This window comes from Mesorhizobium sp. WSM4846 (genome assembly GCF_055811415.1).
In genome coordinates, this window is record NZ_JBVVPZ010000003.1 from 87,045 (window position 1) to 104,231 (window position 17,187).

The window sequence follows — 17,187 nt, forward strand, 5'->3', positions numbered from 1 at the left end:
GGGTGTAGCGATCCGTTCAGCACCCGTCATCCGACCGAGCTTCGCTCGGCCAGCTTCTCCCACAGGGGGGAGAAGGGAAGAAGCTCCCTCTGGCAACGCTGCCGCTCTTCGGCTAGCTTTCAGGATAATCCGGGCGATAGCGGTGAACCTTTTTGGGCCGATCAGCGACAGAGCAGAAAGGAGCCAGGCGGCTCGACCGGCCATGACGGCAGCCGCGGAAACCGATCGCGCGCTTGTCGGCCGGGTTGCCAAAGGCGACCGTGCCGCCGTGCGGCTCCTGTTCATGCGCCACCACGCGCGGGTCTACCGCTTCGTGGTGCGCCAGACGGGATCGGAAATGATGGCCGACGATATCGCCAACGAGGTGTTTCTCGAACTCTGGCGCCAGGCGCCCGGCTTCGAGGGGCGCTCGGAAGTCTCGACATGGCTGCTCGGCATCGCCCGCTTCAAGGCGCTGTCGTCGCTGCGCAAGAAAAAGGAAGACTGGATAGACGACGATGACGCGGCCCAGGTCGCCGACGGCGCCGACTCTCCGGAAGTCGTCACCATGAAGGAAGACAAGGGCGCCGCGTTGCGGCGCTTCATCGATGCCTTGCCGGAAGAACACCGCACGGTGATCGACCTTGCCTACTACCACGGACAGTCGGTGAGCGAGATCGGCGAGGTGCTCGGTATCCCGGTCGCCACCGTCAAGACCAGAATGTTCTACGCCCGCAAGAAACTCGGCGAGGCCCTCAAGGCCGCCGGTTACGACAGGGGGTGGCCATGAGCGCCGCTGAAAAGATGTCGCGCCGCGATGAAATGGAAACGCTGCTGCCGTTCTATCTGAATGGCTCGCTGGAAGGCGCAGAGCTCGAAGCCGTCGAGGAATGGCTGGCGACCGACCCGGCAGCGCTTGCCGCACTCGGCGAGGCCGAAGCCGAATTCTCCGGCACCGCTGCATCCAATGAGGCGATCCGTCCGCCGGCCGATGCGCTCAGCCGATTCGCCCGGGCGCTCGACGCCGAGGCCGGTCCAGCGCGCGCGCCGGCGGCCTCCTGGCTGGCGCAAGCGTGGGGCCGCTTCACGGCAGTTCCCGCCGGCGTCGCCTGGGCTGCGGCCGCGGCTCTGCTGGCGCTTGTTGTGGTGCAGTCGTTTGAGCGGCCCGGCGGCATCGACAGCGATTTCGAAATTGCCGGCCAGCAAGGCGATCTTGCGAAAATGCCGTTCGCGCTGGTCAAGTTCAAGCCGGATGCGAAGATGGCCGACATTGTCGCTTTTCTTGGCGAGCACCAGCTGAAGATTGCCGGCGGCCCGACCGTCGAAGGTGTCTTCCGTCTTGGCATCCCGGCCGCGACCGTAGCCGACTATGAAAAAGTGCTCGGCCTGATCGCCGCCCAGCCGTTTGCAGAGGCTGTGGTCGAGGGAAGGAAACCGGTCGATGGCGGCTAGGGCGGTCATCCGATTTGCGGCGCTGCTTGTGGCGGCGATGATAATCGGCGCTGCACCTGCCCTGGCGCAGACCAATGATCCGAACCTTACGCAGACTGAAATCGACTGCCTCAACCGAGGGGCGACGGCGGCCGACTGCATCAAACGCGACACAGAGGATGGCAGCGGCGAAAGGCCGGGTGCAGGTTCCGCCGCGACAAATGCAGTGTTTCTTCCCGCGCTGATCGTCGACCTGTTCCCAAATCCTGTCGGCGGCGGCCAGGCGCCGCTGCCGACGCCCGATCCGCGCCGCGATCCGGCCAGCGGTGCGTTGCCGCCGCCGGTCCCGCCTGCCGGTGCGACAGCGATACAAGCCGCTGCGGCAGGCGGGCCGATCGTTTCGCCCAGCGATCTGGTCGCGGCCGAGCCGCCGCGCGCCGTCGTCGGTGATTTCGTGCCGGACGAGGTGCTGGTGACGGTGGAGGGCGACGCCGTCCAGCAGATCGCCGCCTCCTTTGGCCTCGAGGTGCGCTCGCAGCGCCAGTCTCAGTTGCTCGGCGCCACGCTGGTACGCTTCGGCATTCCCGATGGCCGCCCGGTCGGCGTCGTGCTGGCGCAGCTTGCCGCCGACGGCCGCACCTTGCGGCGCGAGCCCAACCATATCTACTCGCTGCAGCAGGCAGCCACCATCGTCAACTATGCCTTCGAGCGCATCGCGCTCGATGCGAAAGGGGCGAGCGGCGAGAATGTACGCATCGCCGTCATCGACACCGCCATCGACGATACCAATCCAGCACTCTCCGGCGTCATCGCCGATCAGTTCGACGCCATGCCCGACGTGCCGATCGAGGCGCGCGATCACGGCACCTCGATCGACGGCCTGATCGCCGGCGTCGGTGCGCTCAAAGGCATGGCGCCGGGCGCCAGGATCTACCACGCCCGCGCCTTCGAGGGCGGCAAGTCGACCATGGACGTCATCCTTGCGGCGCTGGACTGGGCGGCGGAGCAAGACGTCCGCATCATCAATATGAGCTTCGTCGGCCCGAAGAACGACCTGCTCGGCGTCGCCTGCCGCAATGCTCGCGCCTTGGGCATAGTGCTGGTCGCCGCCGCCGGCAACAACGGACCGAAGGCGCCCTACGGCTACCCGGCCGCGTTCGACAGCGTCATCGCGGTGACTGCCACCGATGCCAAGGACGGGCTGATGCAGCAGGCCAATCGCGGCGCCTACGTTTTCCTCTCCGCTCCCGGCGTCGAGATGGTGGCGCCGAGCGGCGCCGGTTCGGATGTCGTCACCGGCACCTCGTTTGCAGCAGCGATCGTCACCGGCGCGATCGCCAATCTGCTGCATGCCGCACCCGACCGTTCCGCCGACTGGGTCGAGAAAGCGCTGGCCGCCACGGCCAGGGATCTCGGCCCCAAGGGGAGGGACAATGATTTCGGCTATGGACTGCTCAACATCGAGGCGGCCGAGGCGGCGAAAGAATAGGTCTGGCGCCTGAACGCTTCTGCCGTTTGTGACTTTTGGGTTCCCGAAGCCACCGATCATATTCAGGCGGCACATAGTGGGTCGGTCCCCGAAATGGAGATCGGGCTGGAAAAGGCGATCAAGGGACGGCGCATGCACAGCGCGGGGAATTAAACACGTTGGTGGCGCTGCCGTTCTCAAACCACCACGACATGAATCGCCTGAGCTACTTTCGAAACAATCGATCAGAAAGCGTGCAGCAGCGCGACGACCGCCATGTAAACGATGATGAGAGAGCCGACGGTCCAAAAGGTGGCGCGCACTTCGTGGATTTGCGCTGTGAAGTACGCTGCGAAATGCAGCAGACGCGAAACGGCGTAGCCATAATACAGCCATTGGGCTTGGACCAGCGGCGGATCGGTCAGCACATAAAGAGCGCCGGCCATGAAAAAGAACGGCAGGTTTTCCAGATCCTTGAGTTGTATACGGCGAATCCGCTCCACGCGCTCGTCCGGCTGTAACTGTTTGGGGTCAGGCGAGGGATTGAACGGTGTCCGCTTGAGATCTTCCGGCGAGCGGAAGCCACTGCTGAACCTCATCATCTGAATGACGGTCAGCCAGGACATTGCCACAGCCTTCAGCCCCATTATCGCTGCTGTTATGGCAAACGCCGCAAACACCGGATTTTCGAAACTGAGCTGCTGCATGTCCTCCTCCTCAGTACGGTTCAAAAGCCATGCGACGACTAGGCCGGTGCGCCGGCGACCGATCCCCTGATCACCAGGTCGACCGGCCAGACTTCGCCGCGGGCGCCCTCTTCCAATCCGGAAATCCGCGCTGCCAGCCGCTCGGCGACGCGCGCGCCGGCCAGGCGGATCGACGAACGCGTCGTCGACAACGGCACCGAAAAATTCTCCGGCTTCAGCCAGGGGAAGACGTCGTCATGGGCGATCAGCGACAGGTCGCCCGGAATGGTCAGGCCGAGATCGCGCACCGCGCGCACGACGCCGAGCGCCATGATCAGGCTGGAGCAGGCGATCGCGGTCGGCGCATCGCTGCGCTCGAGCAACCGTCTGGCAGCGCGGTAGCCGTTCTCCTCGGTCATGGCGAGGGAACAGACATCGCCTTCGTCAAGCACCAGGCCGCTCGCCGCCAGCGCCCGGCGCACGCCACGCTCGCGATGAATGGCGAAGGTCTCGCGGCCGTCGCCGTTGATCAGCGCCAGCCGCCGGTGACCGAGCTGGACGAGCAGCCGTGCCGCCTCGTGGAAGGCGCCCTCATTGTCGATGTCGGTGAAAGGGTAGTCGAAATCGAGCCCTTCGCTGCGGCCATGGACGATGAAGGGAATGCCGAGCGTGTTGACCAGCGCCACCCGCCGGTCGGCCGGCCTCGGCGAGGAGATGTAGACGGCGTCGACCTGCCGGTTGGCGACGATACGCCGATAGGTCGTCTCCTGGTCGTCGGCATCGGCCGGGGACAACACCAGGTCGAGTTCGTGCGAACGGGCGTAGTCGCCGAGACCGGAGAGGAATTCGACGAAATGCGGGTCGATGTCAACGGCCGCCCCGGTCGGCAAGACATAACCGATCATCCCGGTCTTGCCGGTAGCCAGCCGACGCGCGCTCGGGTTGGGACGGTACCCGTGGCGCTTGGCGGCGTCGATCACCCGCCGGCGCGTTTCCTCGTTGACTTCCGGGTAGCCGTTCAGCGCGCGGCTTACCGTCGTCTGCGAAAGCGCCAGGATATGGGAAAGCTGTTTGAGGTTCACCGGAGGCCTCCAAGCCTCAAAGCGCTTTAACTATGGGTCGCTCGCGACACGGCGGCGAGCGCTACCGATGCGACGATCATAAGCACCCTTTCTAACCGGTTTGAAGCAAAATTTGCTGTTGCAGCACCCAAAATGGTGCTGCAGCGCACTTTGTTTGCTCTTGCGGCCGTGAAAATAAATCGATTAGTTTACCAGCCTCTTGACTTCTGATTAATTCAGTGGCGTGATTGCGAAGACCAAAGCGCTTTGGAAGACTCTCCGAAAGGTTGCGGTTCCTTTCCGAGTGAGTCACAGTCCTGCAGCGTCGGCGGACGGAATGGAGGTTCCGTCCGGTGTCTGTCACCACTGGGAGGGAATACCAATGAGGAAAATGCTTCTGCTGAGCGCCGCCTTTGTCGCGCTCGCACTGGGTGCACCGGCGCAAGCCGAACTGAAGTTCAAGCCGGGCGAAGACCCCCGCCGCTTCAACTGGGCGAATTACGAAGTGCTCAAGAAAGTCGACCTCAAGGGCGAGACGCTGTCGATCTTCGGGCCATGGCGCGGCGAAGACGAGGGCCTCATCCGCACCGTTCTCGACTATTTCTCGGAAGCCACCGGAGCCGAGGTCAAGTACTCCTCGTCGGAAAATTACGAACAGCAGATCGTCATCGACACGCAGGCCGGCAGCCCGCCCAACATCGCCGTGCTGCCGCAGCCGGGCCTGATCCAGGACCTGGCGTCCAAGGGCCTGCTGACGCCGCTCGGCGACGACACCGCCAACTGGATCAAGGACAATTACGGCGCCGGCCAGTCATGGGTCGATCTCGGCACCTTCAAGGACAAGGATGGCAAGCCGGGCTTTTTCGCCTTCCCCTACAAGGCCGACGTGAAATCGCTGGTCTGGTACTCGCCGGACAATTTCGAGGAAGCCGACTACGAGGTGCCGAAGACGCAGGAAGAACTCGCCGAGCTCGAAAAGCAGATCATCGCCGACGGCGGCACGCCATGGTGCATCGGGCTCGGTTCGGGCGGCGCCACCGGCTGGCCGGCGACCGATTGGGTCGAGGACATCATGCTGCGCACCCAGACGCCCGAGACCTACGACAAATGGGTGAAGAACGAGATTCCGTTCAACGACCCCGCGGTGGTCAACGCCATCGACATTTTCGGCAAGATCGCGACCGACGACAAGATGGTCGACGGCGGCGCCAAGGCGGTGGCGGCGACCGATTTTCGCGATAGCCCGAAGGGCCTGTTCTCGGTGCCGCCGAAATGCTATCTGCACCACCAGGCGTCGTTCATCCCGACCTTCTTCCCGGAAGGCACCGAGATCGGCCAGGACGCCGACTTCTTCTACTACCCACCTTACGCTTCCAAGTCCGACCTCGGCACCCCGGTGCTCGGCGCCGGCACGCTGGCCATGATCACCAAGGATAGCAAGAGTGCCCGCGCGTTCATCGAATTCCTGAAGATGCCGCTCGCCCATGAGATCTGGATGGCCCAGGGCGGCTTCGTGACGCCATTCAAGTCGGTCAACAAGGACGCCTATGCCAGCGACGCGCTGAAGAAGCAGGGCGAAATCCTCGCCGAAGCCTCGACCTTCCGCTTTGACGGGTCCGACCTGATGCCGGGCAAGATCGGCGCCGGCGCCTTCTGGACCGGCATGATCGATCTCGTCGGCGGCAAGTCCGCCCAGGATGTCGCGACCGACATCCAGAAGAGCTGGGACGCGATCAAATAGGCGGCCCCGGCTGAACGTGCCGACCACCGATCCTGAATGGATCCGGGCCTCAGCGGCCCGGATTCGACCGGCGGCCCGCACAGCAGCAATTTTTATGAGCACATTCCGGCATGACGCGCGACCAGCAAGTGCAAACCCTGCCTTGCATCCGGTCGCGTTCCAAACAACTGAATCGGCTTGTGATCGCGTCGCCAAAGTCATTCCCGACTGGCGGATCATGCGCAGAGGGAGGGACCCGTGGCGGCTCAGATTTTCTCGGCCATATTCGTCATCGTCGTCGGCGTCGGCGGCTGCGTCGCCTATTTCTGGGGCGCCAACAAGCTGGTGGACATCATCTTCCCGTCGCGCGGCGTTGCAGGTGCGGCGGCCATCGACAATCTGCGCTGGCAAGGGATGATCCGGCCGTGGCTGTTCGTCGGCCCGGCCATGATCATCCTCACCATCTACCTGATCTACCCGGTCGTGGAGACGCTGAGGCTGTCGTTCCTCGATCGCGGTGGCGCCAATTTCGTCGGCTTCGCCAATTATGAATGGGCGTTCGGCGACCGCGAATTCCGCACCTCCATCCTCAACAACATCATCTGGCTGGCGGTCGTGCCTGCCGCCTGCACCTTCCTTGGGCTGATCATCGCCGTCCTCACCGACAAGATCTGGTGGGGCACCATCGCCAAGAGCCTCATCTTCCTGCCGCTGGCGATCTCGTTCGTCGGCGCCAGCGTCATCTGGAAATTCATCTACGAGTATCGTGGTGCTGGCCAGACGCAGATCGGCCTGCTCAACGCCATCATCCAATATTTCGGCGGCCAGCCGCAGGTCTGGATATCGCTGCCGTTCTGGAACAATTTCTTCCTGATGATCATCCTGATCTGGATCCAGACCGGCTTTGCGATGGTCATCCTGTCCTCTGCCTTGCGGGGCATTCCCGAGGAGACGCTGGAGGCGGCCGTCATCGACGGCGCCAATCCGTTCCAGATCTTCTGGAAGATCATGGTGCCGCAGATCTGGGGAACGATCGCCGTCGTCTGGACCACCATCACCATCCTGGTGCTGAAGGTTTTCGACATCGTGCTGACGATGACCAACGGCCAATGGAACAGCCAGGTGCTGGCCAATCTGATGTTCGACTGGATGTTCCGCGGCGGCGGCGATTTCGGCCGCGGCGCCACCATCGCCATCATCATCATGATCGCGGTCATTCCGATCATGATCTGGAACATCCGCCAGGCCAACAAAGAGACGGGAGGACATTGAGATGGCCGTCTCGACCGGAAAGTCCTTTGCCAGCCGTTTCGGCGTCCATATCGCGGTCTTCCTCTTCGTCGCGATCTGGACGATCCCGACGCTCGGCATTCTCGTCTCGTCGCTGCGCGACAAGGACCAGATCATCGCCTCGGGCTGGTGGAACTCGTTCGCCAGTTCCACGCAGACGGAAGCGGGGCGGCTGCCACCCGCCTCGGCGCAAGTCGAGAAGGACGGCAAGTTCGTCCTTGAGGGCAACATCTTCGGCGATGATCCGGCCCGCGACATCAGCGCCTTTGGCGTCAAGTCGTCGGCGCCGACGCAATATCCCGCCGGCACGACGGCCGATCTCGGCGACGGCGAGACCTTGCAGCTCAACCCCGACGGCAGTTTCGTCATGACCTCGACCAAGCCGTTCGAGGGCGAGCGTGGCCAGCGCGTCTACTACGCCTCGTCGGCGCCACCGAAATTCACCACCGACAATTACAATACGGTGCTGTTTTCGGAGGGCATCGGCCGCTCCTTCATGAATTCGCTGACCGTCACCATTCCAGCGACGGTCATCCCGATCCTGATCGCGGCGTTCGCGGCCTATGCGCTGGCCTGGATGCGCTTTCCCGGCCGGGCGTTGCTCATCGCGGTGATCATCGGGCTCCTGGTCGTGCCGCTGCAGATGTCGCTGATCCCGCTGCTGAAACTTTACAACGGCGTCGGCAGCTTCTTCGGCGTGCCGTCGAAAACCTATCTCGGCATCTGGCTGGCGCATACCGGCTTCGGCCTGCCCTTCGCCATCTATCTCTTGAGAAGCTACATTGCCGGCCTGCCGCGCGAAATCATGGAATCGGCGCGCATCGACGGCGCCAGCGATTTCGAGATCTTCGTCAAGATCGTGCTGCCGCTGTCGTTCCCGGTGCTGGCCTCCTTCGCCATCTTCCAGTTCCTGTGGGTGTGGAACGATCTGCTGGTCGCGATGGTTTTCCTCGGCACCGAGGGCGACCAGATCGTGCTGACCGCCAAGCTCAACGCGCTGCTTGGCTCGCGCGGCGGCGACTGGGAGATCCTGACGACATCGGCCTTCATCACCATTGTCGTGCCGCTGATCGTGTTCTTCTCGCTGCAGCGCTATTTCGTCCGCGGGCTGCTCGCCGGCTCGGTGAAGGGAGGTTGAGATCATGCAATCCGCTGTGAAAGCGACGTTGAGCCCCGACCTCGCCGTCGACCGCGACTGGTGGCGAGGTGCGGTGATCTACCAGATCTATCCGCGCAGTTTTCAGGACTCGAACTGCGACGGCATCGGCGACCTCAGGGGCATCATCGGCAGGCTGCCCTATATCGCGGCGCTCGGCGTCGATGCCATCTGGATCTCGCCGTTCTTCAAGTCGCCGATGAAGGATTTCGGCTACGACGTGTCCGACTATTGCGACGTCGATCCGATGTTCGGCACGTTGGCCGATTTCGACGCCCTGACCGCCGAGGCGCACAGGCTCGGGCTCAAGGTGATGATCGACGAGGTGCTGTCGCATACCGCCGACATCCATCCGTGGTTCAAGGAAAGCCGCTCGAGCCGCACCAACCCGAAGGCGGACTGGTATGTCTGGGCCGACGCCAGGCCCGACGGCACGCCACCCAACAACTGGCTGTCGATCTTCGGCGGTTCGGCTTGGCAGTGGGACACCAGCCGCCAGCAATATTACCTGCATAATTTCCTGGCCGAGCAGCCCGATCTCAACTTCCACAGCCGCGCAGTCCAGGACGCGCTGCTCGATGTCACCCGCTTCTGGCTGGAGCGCGGCGTCGACGGTTTCCGCCTCGACACCATCAATTTCTACTTCCACAGCCAGGGCCTGGAGGACAATCCGCCGCTGCCGCCCGAACAGCGCAACGACCAGACCGCTCCTTCCGTCAACCCCTACAACTACCAGGACCATCTCTACGACAAGAGCCGCCCCGAAAACCTCGGCTTTCTCGAACGCTTCCGCGCCCTGCTCGACGAATATCCGGCGACGGCGGCGGTCGGCGAAGTCGGCGATTCGCAGCGCGGACTGGAGGTGGTGGCGGCTTATACCGCCGGCAGCAAGCGCGTGCACATGTGCTATTCGTTCGACTTCCTGGCGCCCGAAAAGATCAGCGCGGCAAAGGTGCGTTCGGTGCTGGAAGCCTTTGGCGAGGTCGCCAGAGACGGCTGGTCGTGCTGGGCCTTCTCCAACCACGACGTGATGCGCACTGCCTCGCGCTGGGCGGGCGGCGAGGCCGACCAGACCGCTTATCTCAAGGTGATCTCGGCGCTGCTGATGTCGCTGCGCGGCTCGGTCTGCATCTATCAGGGCGAGGAGCTTGGGCTCGGCGAGGCCGAGCTGCAATTCGAGGACCTGCAGGACCCCTACGGCATCCGGTTCTGGCCGGAATTCAAGGGCCGCGACGGCTGCCGCACGCCGATGGTCTGGAATGGCGCCGACGGCAATGGCGGCTTCTCCACGGCAAAGCCCTGGCTGCCCGTGCCTGCCAAGCACCTTTCGCAGGCGGTCGATGTGCAGCAGGGCGACGACAGCTCGCTACTGGAACACTACCGGCGCTTTCTCGCTTTCCGCCGCCTGCATCCGGCGGTGGCCAAGGGCGACATCGAGTTCATCGAAAGCCAGGGCGATACGGTCGCCTTCACGCGCCGCGAGGGCAATGAGCAGATCGTCTGCGCCTTCAATCTCGGCAGCCGACCGGCCGAAGTCGATCTCGGCGGACGCTCGCTGCAGCCCTTGCCGGGGCACGGGTTTTCGGGACAGACTGACGCCGGCTTTATCCGCCTCGGCGGCTACGGAGCCTGGTTCGGGCGTATCGATTGAATTTGCAATTCACTGGAGGGAACCCATGGCCGATGTCACGCTAAGGCAAGTGAAGAAATCATACGGCAATCTCAACATTCTCCACGGCATCGACCTCGACATAAAGTCGGGCGAGTTCATCGTCTTCGTCGGCCCTTCGGGCTGCGGCAAGTCGACCTTGCTGCGGTCGATCGCCGGGCTTGAGGAAATCACCTCCGGCGAGCTCAAGATCGACGGCGAGGTGGTGAACGACGTGCCGCCGTCGAAGCGCGGCATCGCCATGGTTTTCCAGTCCTATGCGCTCTATCCGCACATGACCGTCTACGACAACATGGCGTTCTCGATGAAGATCGGTAAGGAGAGCAAGGTCGAGATCGACAAGCGAGTGCGCCAGGCGGCGGAAATCCTGCAGCTGACCAAATATCTCGACCGCCTGCCCAAGGCGATGTCGGGCGGCCAGCGCCAGCGCGTCGCCATCGGCCGCGCGATCGTGCGCAACCCCAAGGTCTTCCTGTTCGACGAGCCGCTGTCGAACCTCGACGCGGCTCTGCGGGTTGCCACCCGCATCGAGATCGCCAAGCTCAAGGAGTCGATGCCTGCTACAACGATGATCTACGTCACCCACGACCAGGTCGAGGCGATGACGCTGGCCGACCGCATCGTGGTGCTCAAGGAGGGCCATATCGAGCAGGTCGGCACGCCGATGGAACTCTACAAGAAACCCGGCAATCTGTTCGTCGCCCAGTTCATCGGCTCGCCGGCCATGAACATCCTGCCGGCGACGATCGACAAATCAGGCAACCCGACCATCGTCAGCCATGTCGGCGGCCGCAAGGCGACGGTGCCGATCGCCACGCCGGCCTCGGCGACGGGCGCTTCGGTGAGCTTCGGCGTGCGGCCGGAGGATCTGACGATCGCCACCGGCGCCGATTATCTTTTCGAGGGAACAGTGGACTATGTCGAGCAGCTCGGCGAGGTCCAGCTCGTCTATGTCGACATCGGCCGCGCCGACCTGCCGCTGGTGACCAAGCTGCCAGGCAATGTCGAGGTCAAGCGCGGCGCTGCGCTGCGGTTGAATGCCGATGCCGGCGACCTGCATATTTTCGATGCCGACGGACATTCATTCACGCTCCACAAAGCGGAAGCAAAGGCAGCCTGAGAGCGGCAGCCGAACTGATGGAGTTTGGTGACCCAAAAACGAGAGCGGCGGGCAAAGCCCGCCGCTCTTGTGCGTTCCGGTCGCTGTTAGAGCGACGTGCGTCCAAGTGGACGCACAAAAGTACACTTTAACACTTTAACGCTGCGCATCGTGCTTTCCGAACATCGAACCGATTTTCGGGCCGACGCGCTAGCGGCCGAACAGGTTCCGGTCGCTGCCCTGCGGGGCGGACTTTTGTACGTCGCCCGACGAATTGAGCAGCTTGTAGACCGGCGAGCCGGTATTGCGTACCGAAGACGTCTGCGTGTTGTCGACGTTGATGGTCGCCTGCTTGTTGATGTCGGTTCCGCCAAAGTTGTCGCTACCGGCAAAAGCGCTGCCGGCAGCAATCAAAAGCGCGGCGGCGGTAAGAACGATCTGCTTCATTTTCAAAACTCCTGGATTTTCTTGGTTCCACCAGCGCGGCGGGCAAATGCCGCCGCCGCTGTTGGAACGAACTGTTAGTTGTTGCCGAACAGGTTACGGTCGCTGCCGTTGACGGGTTTCTCGTCAGCCGGAACCGGATTCTGCGCCGAAGCCGAATTCCGAATCGAAGCCGTGTACGAGTTGCTGTCGACCGCGGCGGCCGGTTGGTTGGCACCGTTCGATCCAAAGTTGTCGCTGCGGGCAAAAGCGCCGCTGGAGACGGCCACAATGGCTGCGGTGGCAAGAATGAGCTTCTTCATTTCAAATACTCCTGAGTTCCTCAGATCCCGAGCGGCGGACCGCCACTTTGCTGTTTTGGACCAGCTGTTAATTGTTGCCGAAAAGGTTGCGATCGGCGCCCTGGCCGACGGGCTGCTTTTCAGCGTGAGCCGGCGTCTGGACAGAGGCCGTATACGAGCTGTCGATCGCAGCAGTCGGCTGGTTGGCGGCGTTGGACCCATAATGGTCGCTGCCGGCAAAGGCGCTGCCGGTGATGGCCAGAGCGGCGACGGCAGCAAGAGCGATCTTTTTCATTTTAATACTCCAGTATCTTAGTCTTCCGTCCGCCTAGCGGCGTGTCTTGGGAGGATGCGCGTCATTCGGACAGCCCCGATGTGGGAAGGCCATTCGGCGGATTCCAATCACGAAGTTGTTCCGTGTGGACCAAGAATCTACACCTTGAAATTGTACCAGAGGCATCTGCTACCATGGTTTTATGGTTTGTTTTCAATATCTTATTCAAAATTACCCGTTCATGATTTGACGGATTGGCGGATCTGCGTTCACAGGGTGCTGCACGCATTGTCAACAGAAACGAACCGTTCGGTTCGATTTTAGAAGCGGCTAACAGTCACTTTTGTAAACTGTTAACCTTCCTGATCTCCGCCGCGGGTCAGATTCGATGTCACAGCAGCCGACAGTGGCCGCCGAAAAGTGGGGTTTCAGCCCTGCAGATATAAACCTGCAGGTTTCGCCGGCGGTGTCGCGCCGCATGGATACGATGTCGCTTTCATGCCGACAGTCAGCCGGCCGGCATGATTAGATCACGCCATCTCAGGTGCCGCTTGGTGACGACGAAGCGGAGAATTGGGAAGCCGGTCAGAACCCGGTGCTGCCCCCGCAACGGTGGTGGAGTTCAAGTCGCAACGGGAGACCACTGGGCCACAAGCCTGGGAAGGTGTCGCGATGAGTCCGCAAGGACACTCCAGAGCCCGGAAACCAGCCCGAGATTTTTAGACTCGACTGATCGCGGTGGGCGGTCAAGAGGTGGATGATGCATGTCGGCCCTGTCGCCGGTCTGCGGCCGATCCTCCCTCCATCACCACCAGTTCAGTCCTTACACGAGGACAGGACATGGACGCGCGCAACGACATGCTGAGGCTCTTGCACGGCCGCAGGCAAGGCTATTCGCTCGAGCAGCCCTTCTACACCGATCCAGATTTCTTCAAGCTCGACATGGAGCTGATCTGGTATCGCGACTGGCTGTTCATCGGCCACGATTGCGAGTTGCCGAAAGCTGGCAGCTATATCACCGCCCAGATCGGCGACTATCCGGTCGTGCTGGTCCGCGACCAGCAAGGCAAGGTCAATGCCTTCCACAATTCCTGCCGGCATCGCGGCAGCCGTGTCTGCAATGCCGACAAGGGCACTGCGGCGAAGCTGGTCTGCCCCTATCACCAGTGGACCTACGAGTTGGACGGCCGGCTGTTGTTTGCTCGCCAGATGGCAGACGGCTTCGACAAGAGCCAGTTCAGCCTGAAGCCGGTGGCTTGCGAAAGCGTTGGCGGCTACATCTTCATCTGCCTGGCCAACGAGCCGGTCGACTTCGCGCCGATGCGAGCCATGATCGAGCCTTACCTCCTGCCGCACCGGATGCGCGAGGCAAAAGTCGCCTTCGAATCGACCATCGTCGAGAAGGGCAACTGGAAGCTCGTCTGGGAGAACAACCGCGAGTGCTATCATTGCGCCGGCAACCATCCGGAACTCTGCAAGACATTCCCGGAAGCGCCGACGGTGACCGGGGTGCAGGGCGCCGACAGCGATCCGGAGATGCTCGCGCACTGGGCGAAATGCGAGGCGGCAGGCCTGCCGAGCAAGTTCCGCATCGATCCGGCCGGGCAGTATCGCGCCACCCGCGCGCCGCTGCTGCGCGACGCCGTCAGCTACACGATGACGGGAAGACGCGCGGTGAAGAAGAACCTTTCCGACAGCGTTTCGACCGACCGTATCGGCTCGCTGCTGCTCTATCACTATCCGACGACCTGGAACCATATCCTCGGCGATCATGCCGTCACCTTCCGCGTGCTGCCGATCAGTGCCACGGAAACGGCCGTCACCACCAAATGGCTTGTCCATAAGGACGCGGTCGAAGGCGTCGATTACGACCTCGCCGAACTCACCCATGTCTGGACCGAGACCAACGATCAGGACCGTCGCATCGTCGAGGAAAACGCCTTCGGCATCCTGTCGCCGGCCTATGAGCCCGGCCCCTATTCGGAACTGCATGAGGGCGGCGTCATCCAGTTCGTCGAATGGTACGCCTCCTTCATCGGGCCGCGCCTTGCCGAGGTCGGGCGGCCGGCGCTGCGCAGCGTCGCCTGAACGAGATCAAGGGGATGAATGCGATGACGGACCTTGGCCTCTACCGCCATCTCGACGAGATGGCGCCCTGGAACGACAGGCTCCAAGTGCTGGAAGTCATCAGCGTCAGCGACGAGGCGCCTGAGGTGAAGACCTTCACCTTCCGCTCTGACAACCAGACCTGGTTCCGCTACAGACCGGGGCAGTTCGTGACGCTGGAACTGCCGACCACCGAGGGCCCGCTGATGCGGACCTATACGCTGTCGTCCTCGCCGTCGCGGCCGTTCTCGATCGCGGTGACGGTGAAGGCGCAGGCCGGCAGCCTCGGCACCCGCTGGATGTTCGACAATCTGAAACCCGGCGTTCACGTGAAGGCCTATGGGCCGGCGGGCGACTTTTCGCTGCACAGCCATCCAGCGGCCAAGTATCTGTTCATTTCGGCCGGCTCCGGCGTGACGCCGATGATGTCGATGCTGCGCTGGCTGAACGATTGCGCGCCATGGACAGATGTCGGCTTCGTCAACTGCGCGCGAAAGCCCGAGGAGATCATCTTCCGCAAGGAGCTCGAGCTGCTCGGCAGCCGCATGCCGGGCCTGACGCTCGGGTTCATGATTGAGGAGCGGTCCAGCCGTGAGGGCTGGTTCGGCCATATGGGCCGGATCGACGCCATAAGGCTGCCGCTGCTGGCGCCCGATTTTCGCGAGCGCGAAATTTTCTGCTGCGGCCCCGACCCGTTCATGCGCGCCGTGCGGCAGATGCTGGAGGCGGCCGGCTTCGACATGGCCAACTACCATCAGGAGAGCTTTGCGGCCCCGGCGGTGGAGGAAATACCGGCCCCGTTCGGTTCGCCGGCAGAGGGTGGGCCGGCAAAGGGTGGGCCGGCAGAGGGCGGGGTCGAGGTACCTGCCGAGGCCGCAACGCCGATCCGCTTTTCGCTTTCGGATATCGATGCCGAATGCGTTGCCGGCCAGACCGTGCTGCAGACGGCGCGCGCTTCGGGCGTACGAATTCCCGCAGCCTGCGAGTTCGGCCTGTGCGGAACCTGCAAGGTGAAAAAGGTCTCGGGCACAGTCGAGATGAGCCACAATGGCGGCATCCTCGATCACGAGATCGACGACGGTTTTATTCTCGCCTGCTGTTCAAGGCCGCTGTCGGCGCTCGAAATTGAGGTCTGACAGGTGAGGGCGCTTAAACCCCGTAACGTTCGGTGCGGATGAGGCCTGCCGGAACGCCTGCATCGATCAGCGCCTGGGCGGCGGCCGACACGAAGGCATTCGAGCCGCAGACAAAGGCGAACCTTGGCGGTGCGGGCAGCCTCAGCATCGATTGCTCCATCATCGCAACGTCGATCCGCCGTGAATAGTCCGCCGGGCGCCGGGCCGGCTCGCGGGTCAGCGCCAACACCAGATCGAAGCCGTCCCGGCGAGCGTGGAGGTCGATCAGCTCGTCGCGAAAGATGACCTCGTCCCAGACCCGTGCGGAAAATACCAGTGCCGCGGGCACCGCCGATCTGCGCGCGGCGCGATGGCGGATCATCGCCATCAGCGGCACCACGCCGGACCCGCCGCCGACCAGCAGAAGCGGGCCGCCGTCGCTGTCGGACCAGACGAAGTGGCCGCCGAGCGGGCCGCGCAACTCGACCTCGTCGCCGACCGCCGCGATATCGTGGAGGAAGGGTGAGACCTCGCCATCATCGAGCCTTTCGATCGCCAGTTCGATCGTCTCGCCTTCCGGCGCCGAGGCGATTGAGTAGGAGCGGCGCGCCTGATAGCCGTCCGGCGCCGTCAGCCTGACATCGACATGCTGCCCGGCACGATAGGCGAAGGGCCGCGACGGTTGGAGGAAAAAGCTGGTGACGCGCGGCGTGCGCTTTTCGATGCGGGCGATTGTCACCGTCTGCCAGGGCGACTGCGCCGCCGGCCCGTCGCTCATGGATCGCCCGTATAGCGCTGCTCGCGCCACGGGTCGCCATAGATGTGATAGCCGCGCAGCTCCCAGAAGCCCGGCTCGTCGCGCTCGGTGAACTGCAGCCCGTTCAGCCATTTGGCCGACTTCCAGAAATAGAGATGCGGAACCAGCAGCCGCGCCGGGCCGCCATGGTCCGGCGTGATCGGCTTGCCTTCGTAAAGCAGCGCCACCATCGCTTTGCCGGCGGTGAGATCCTGCGTCGGCACGTTGGTTGTATAGCCGTCGAAGGACAGCGCCAGCGTGAAGGCCGTCGGTGGCTCGATGCCGGCATCCGCCAGAATATCGTCGACCAGCACACCCTGCCACGCCGTGTCGAACTTGGTCCACGCGGTGACACAATGGATGTCGCGCGTCATCTTGGTCAAAGGCAGCGCGTTGAACTCTGTCCAGTTCCACGTCTTGATCGGCCGCGGTCCGTGCTTGAGCGTGAACGACCAGTCCTCAGTGCGCACACGCGGCGTCGGCCCGGCCGACAGCACCGGAAACCCTTGCTCGAGATATTGCCCCGGCGGGATACGCGCATCCGCATCCGTCGGGGGCTTTCGTCCTGAAGAGAAGCCGCGGGTGATCATCGAGACAATCCGTTTGCATCAG

17 protein-coding genes and 1 riboswitch are annotated in these 17,187 nt (G+C 63.0%); of the genes, 10 read left to right on the forward strand and 7 right to left on the reverse strand.

Annotated features, from left to right (window positions below; genetic code table 11):
• The first annotated feature begins 202 nt into the window (after nucleotides 1-202).
• The 3 genes from AC0L15_RS04370 to AC0L15_RS04380 are packed head-to-tail and all read left to right on the forward strand — an operon-like array spanning nucleotide 203 to nucleotide 2,899.
• Nucleotides 203-769, forward strand: a complete 567-nt coding sequence (locus tag AC0L15_RS04370; RefSeq protein ID WP_027151444.1) for a sigma-70 family RNA polymerase sigma factor — start codon at nucleotides 203-205, stop codon at nucleotides 767-769.
• A complete protein-coding gene (locus AC0L15_RS04375; RefSeq protein WP_287063927.1) occupies nucleotides 766-1,431 on the forward strand; it encodes an anti-sigma factor in 666 nt (221 codons plus the stop codon). Before AC0L15_RS04370 ends, AC0L15_RS04375 begins: the two co-directional genes overlap by 4 nt.
• Entirely contained in the window at nucleotides 1,421-2,899 is a 1,479-nt protein-coding gene (locus AC0L15_RS04380; protein ID WP_287246704.1) for a S8 family serine peptidase, read from the forward strand. Before AC0L15_RS04375 ends, AC0L15_RS04380 begins: the two co-directional genes overlap by 11 nt.
• Nucleotides 2,900-3,123: 224 nt before the next feature.
• Here AC0L15_RS04380 and AC0L15_RS04385 read toward each other — a convergent pair whose 3' ends face one another.
• Nucleotides 3,124-3,585, reverse strand: a complete 462-nt coding sequence (locus AC0L15_RS04385) for an MAPEG family protein (protein WP_287246705.1) — start codon at nucleotides 3,583-3,585, stop codon at nucleotides 3,124-3,126.
• 38 nt (nucleotides 3,586-3,623) lie between these two features.
• Entirely contained in the window at nucleotides 3,624-4,646 is a 1,023-nt protein-coding gene (locus tag AC0L15_RS04390; RefSeq protein WP_287246706.1) for a substrate-binding domain-containing protein, read from the reverse strand.
• 361 nt (nucleotides 4,647-5,007) lie between these two features.
• On the opposite strand from AC0L15_RS04390, the gene AC0L15_RS04395 reads away from it, so the two are divergent.
• The 5 genes from AC0L15_RS04395 to AC0L15_RS04415 all read left to right on the forward strand — a co-directional run bounded on the left by AC0L15_RS04395 (nucleotide 5,008) and on the right by AC0L15_RS04415 (nucleotide 11,580).
• Nucleotides 5,008-6,366: an ABC transporter substrate-binding protein gene (locus AC0L15_RS04395; RefSeq protein ID WP_473495947.1), complete on the forward strand. Its 1,359-nt coding sequence runs from the start codon at nucleotides 5,008-5,010 to the stop codon at nucleotides 6,364-6,366.
• 237 nt (nucleotides 6,367-6,603) lie between these two features.
• Complete coding sequence (locus AC0L15_RS04400) at nucleotides 6,604-7,617, forward strand: carbohydrate ABC transporter permease (RefSeq protein WP_287246708.1); 1,014 nt, start codon at nucleotides 6,604-6,606, stop codon at nucleotides 7,615-7,617.
• Nucleotide 7,618: 1 nt separating this feature from the next.
• Nucleotides 7,619-8,773, forward strand: coding sequence for a carbohydrate ABC transporter permease (locus AC0L15_RS04405; protein WP_027151438.1), 1,155 nt, complete (start codon nucleotides 7,619-7,621; stop codon nucleotides 8,771-8,773).
• A gap of 4 nt (nucleotides 8,774-8,777) precedes the next feature.
• The gene (gene bglA / locus AC0L15_RS04410; protein ID WP_287246709.1) at nucleotides 8,778-10,442 is read left to right on the forward strand and encodes a beta-galactosidase BglA; all 1,665 of its coding nucleotides are present in this window, start codon (nucleotides 8,778-8,780) and stop codon (nucleotides 10,440-10,442) included.
• Between the two features lie 25 nt (nucleotides 10,443-10,467).
• Nucleotides 10,468-11,580 carry an ABC transporter ATP-binding protein gene (locus AC0L15_RS04415; protein ID WP_287246710.1) on the forward strand — a complete coding sequence of 371 codons (1,113 nt, stop codon included), beginning with the start codon at nucleotides 10,468-10,470 and terminating at the stop codon, nucleotides 11,578-11,580.
• 189 nt (nucleotides 11,581-11,769) lie between these two features.
• Here the strand turns inward: AC0L15_RS04415 and AC0L15_RS04420 are convergent, their stop codons facing one another.
• The 3 genes from AC0L15_RS04420 to AC0L15_RS04430 all read right to left on the reverse strand — a co-directional run bounded on the left by AC0L15_RS04420 (nucleotide 11,770) and on the right by AC0L15_RS04430 (nucleotide 12,579).
• Nucleotides 11,770-12,006 carry a DUF680 domain-containing protein gene (locus AC0L15_RS04420; protein WP_128170389.1) on the reverse strand — a complete coding sequence of 79 codons (237 nt, stop codon included), beginning with the start codon at nucleotides 12,004-12,006 and terminating at the stop codon, nucleotides 11,770-11,772.
• Between the two features lie 74 nt (nucleotides 12,007-12,080).
• Nucleotides 12,081-12,305 (reverse strand): DUF680 domain-containing protein, encoded by a 225-nt coding sequence (locus tag AC0L15_RS04425; protein WP_287246711.1) that lies wholly within the window; start codon nucleotides 12,303-12,305, stop codon nucleotides 12,081-12,083.
• Between the two features lie 67 nt (nucleotides 12,306-12,372).
• Entirely contained in the window at nucleotides 12,373-12,579 is a 207-nt protein-coding gene (locus AC0L15_RS04430) for a DUF680 domain-containing protein (protein ID WP_128170387.1), read from the reverse strand.
• A gap of 504 nt (nucleotides 12,580-13,083) precedes the next feature.
• A riboswitch (cobalamin riboswitch) is annotated at nucleotides 13,084-13,286 on the forward strand.
• Between the two features lie 112 nt (nucleotides 13,287-13,398).
• Between AC0L15_RS04430 and AC0L15_RS04435 the strand changes: the two genes are divergently transcribed.
• A complete protein-coding gene (locus AC0L15_RS04435) occupies nucleotides 13,399-14,646 on the forward strand; it encodes an aromatic ring-hydroxylating oxygenase subunit alpha (RefSeq protein WP_473495948.1) in 1,248 nt (415 codons plus the stop codon).
• A gap of 23 nt (nucleotides 14,647-14,669) precedes the next feature.
• Entirely contained in the window at nucleotides 14,670-15,800 is a 1,131-nt protein-coding gene (locus AC0L15_RS04440) for an FAD-binding oxidoreductase (protein WP_287246713.1), read from the forward strand.
• Nucleotides 15,801-15,813: 13 nt separating this feature from the next.
• Here the strand turns inward: AC0L15_RS04440 and AC0L15_RS04445 are convergent, their stop codons facing one another.
• Together AC0L15_RS04445 and AC0L15_RS04450 are read right to left on the reverse strand one after the other, a co-directional pair.
• On the reverse strand, nucleotides 15,814-16,557 hold the full coding sequence (locus AC0L15_RS04445) for an FAD-binding oxidoreductase (protein WP_287246714.1): 744 nt from the start codon (nucleotides 16,555-16,557) through the stop codon (nucleotides 15,814-15,816).
• Entirely contained in the window at nucleotides 16,554-17,165 is a 612-nt protein-coding gene (locus tag AC0L15_RS04450) for a molybdopterin-dependent oxidoreductase (RefSeq protein ID WP_287246715.1), read from the reverse strand. Before AC0L15_RS04450 ends, AC0L15_RS04445 begins: the two co-directional genes overlap by 4 nt.
• Nucleotides 17,166-17,187: the final 22 nt, after the last annotated feature.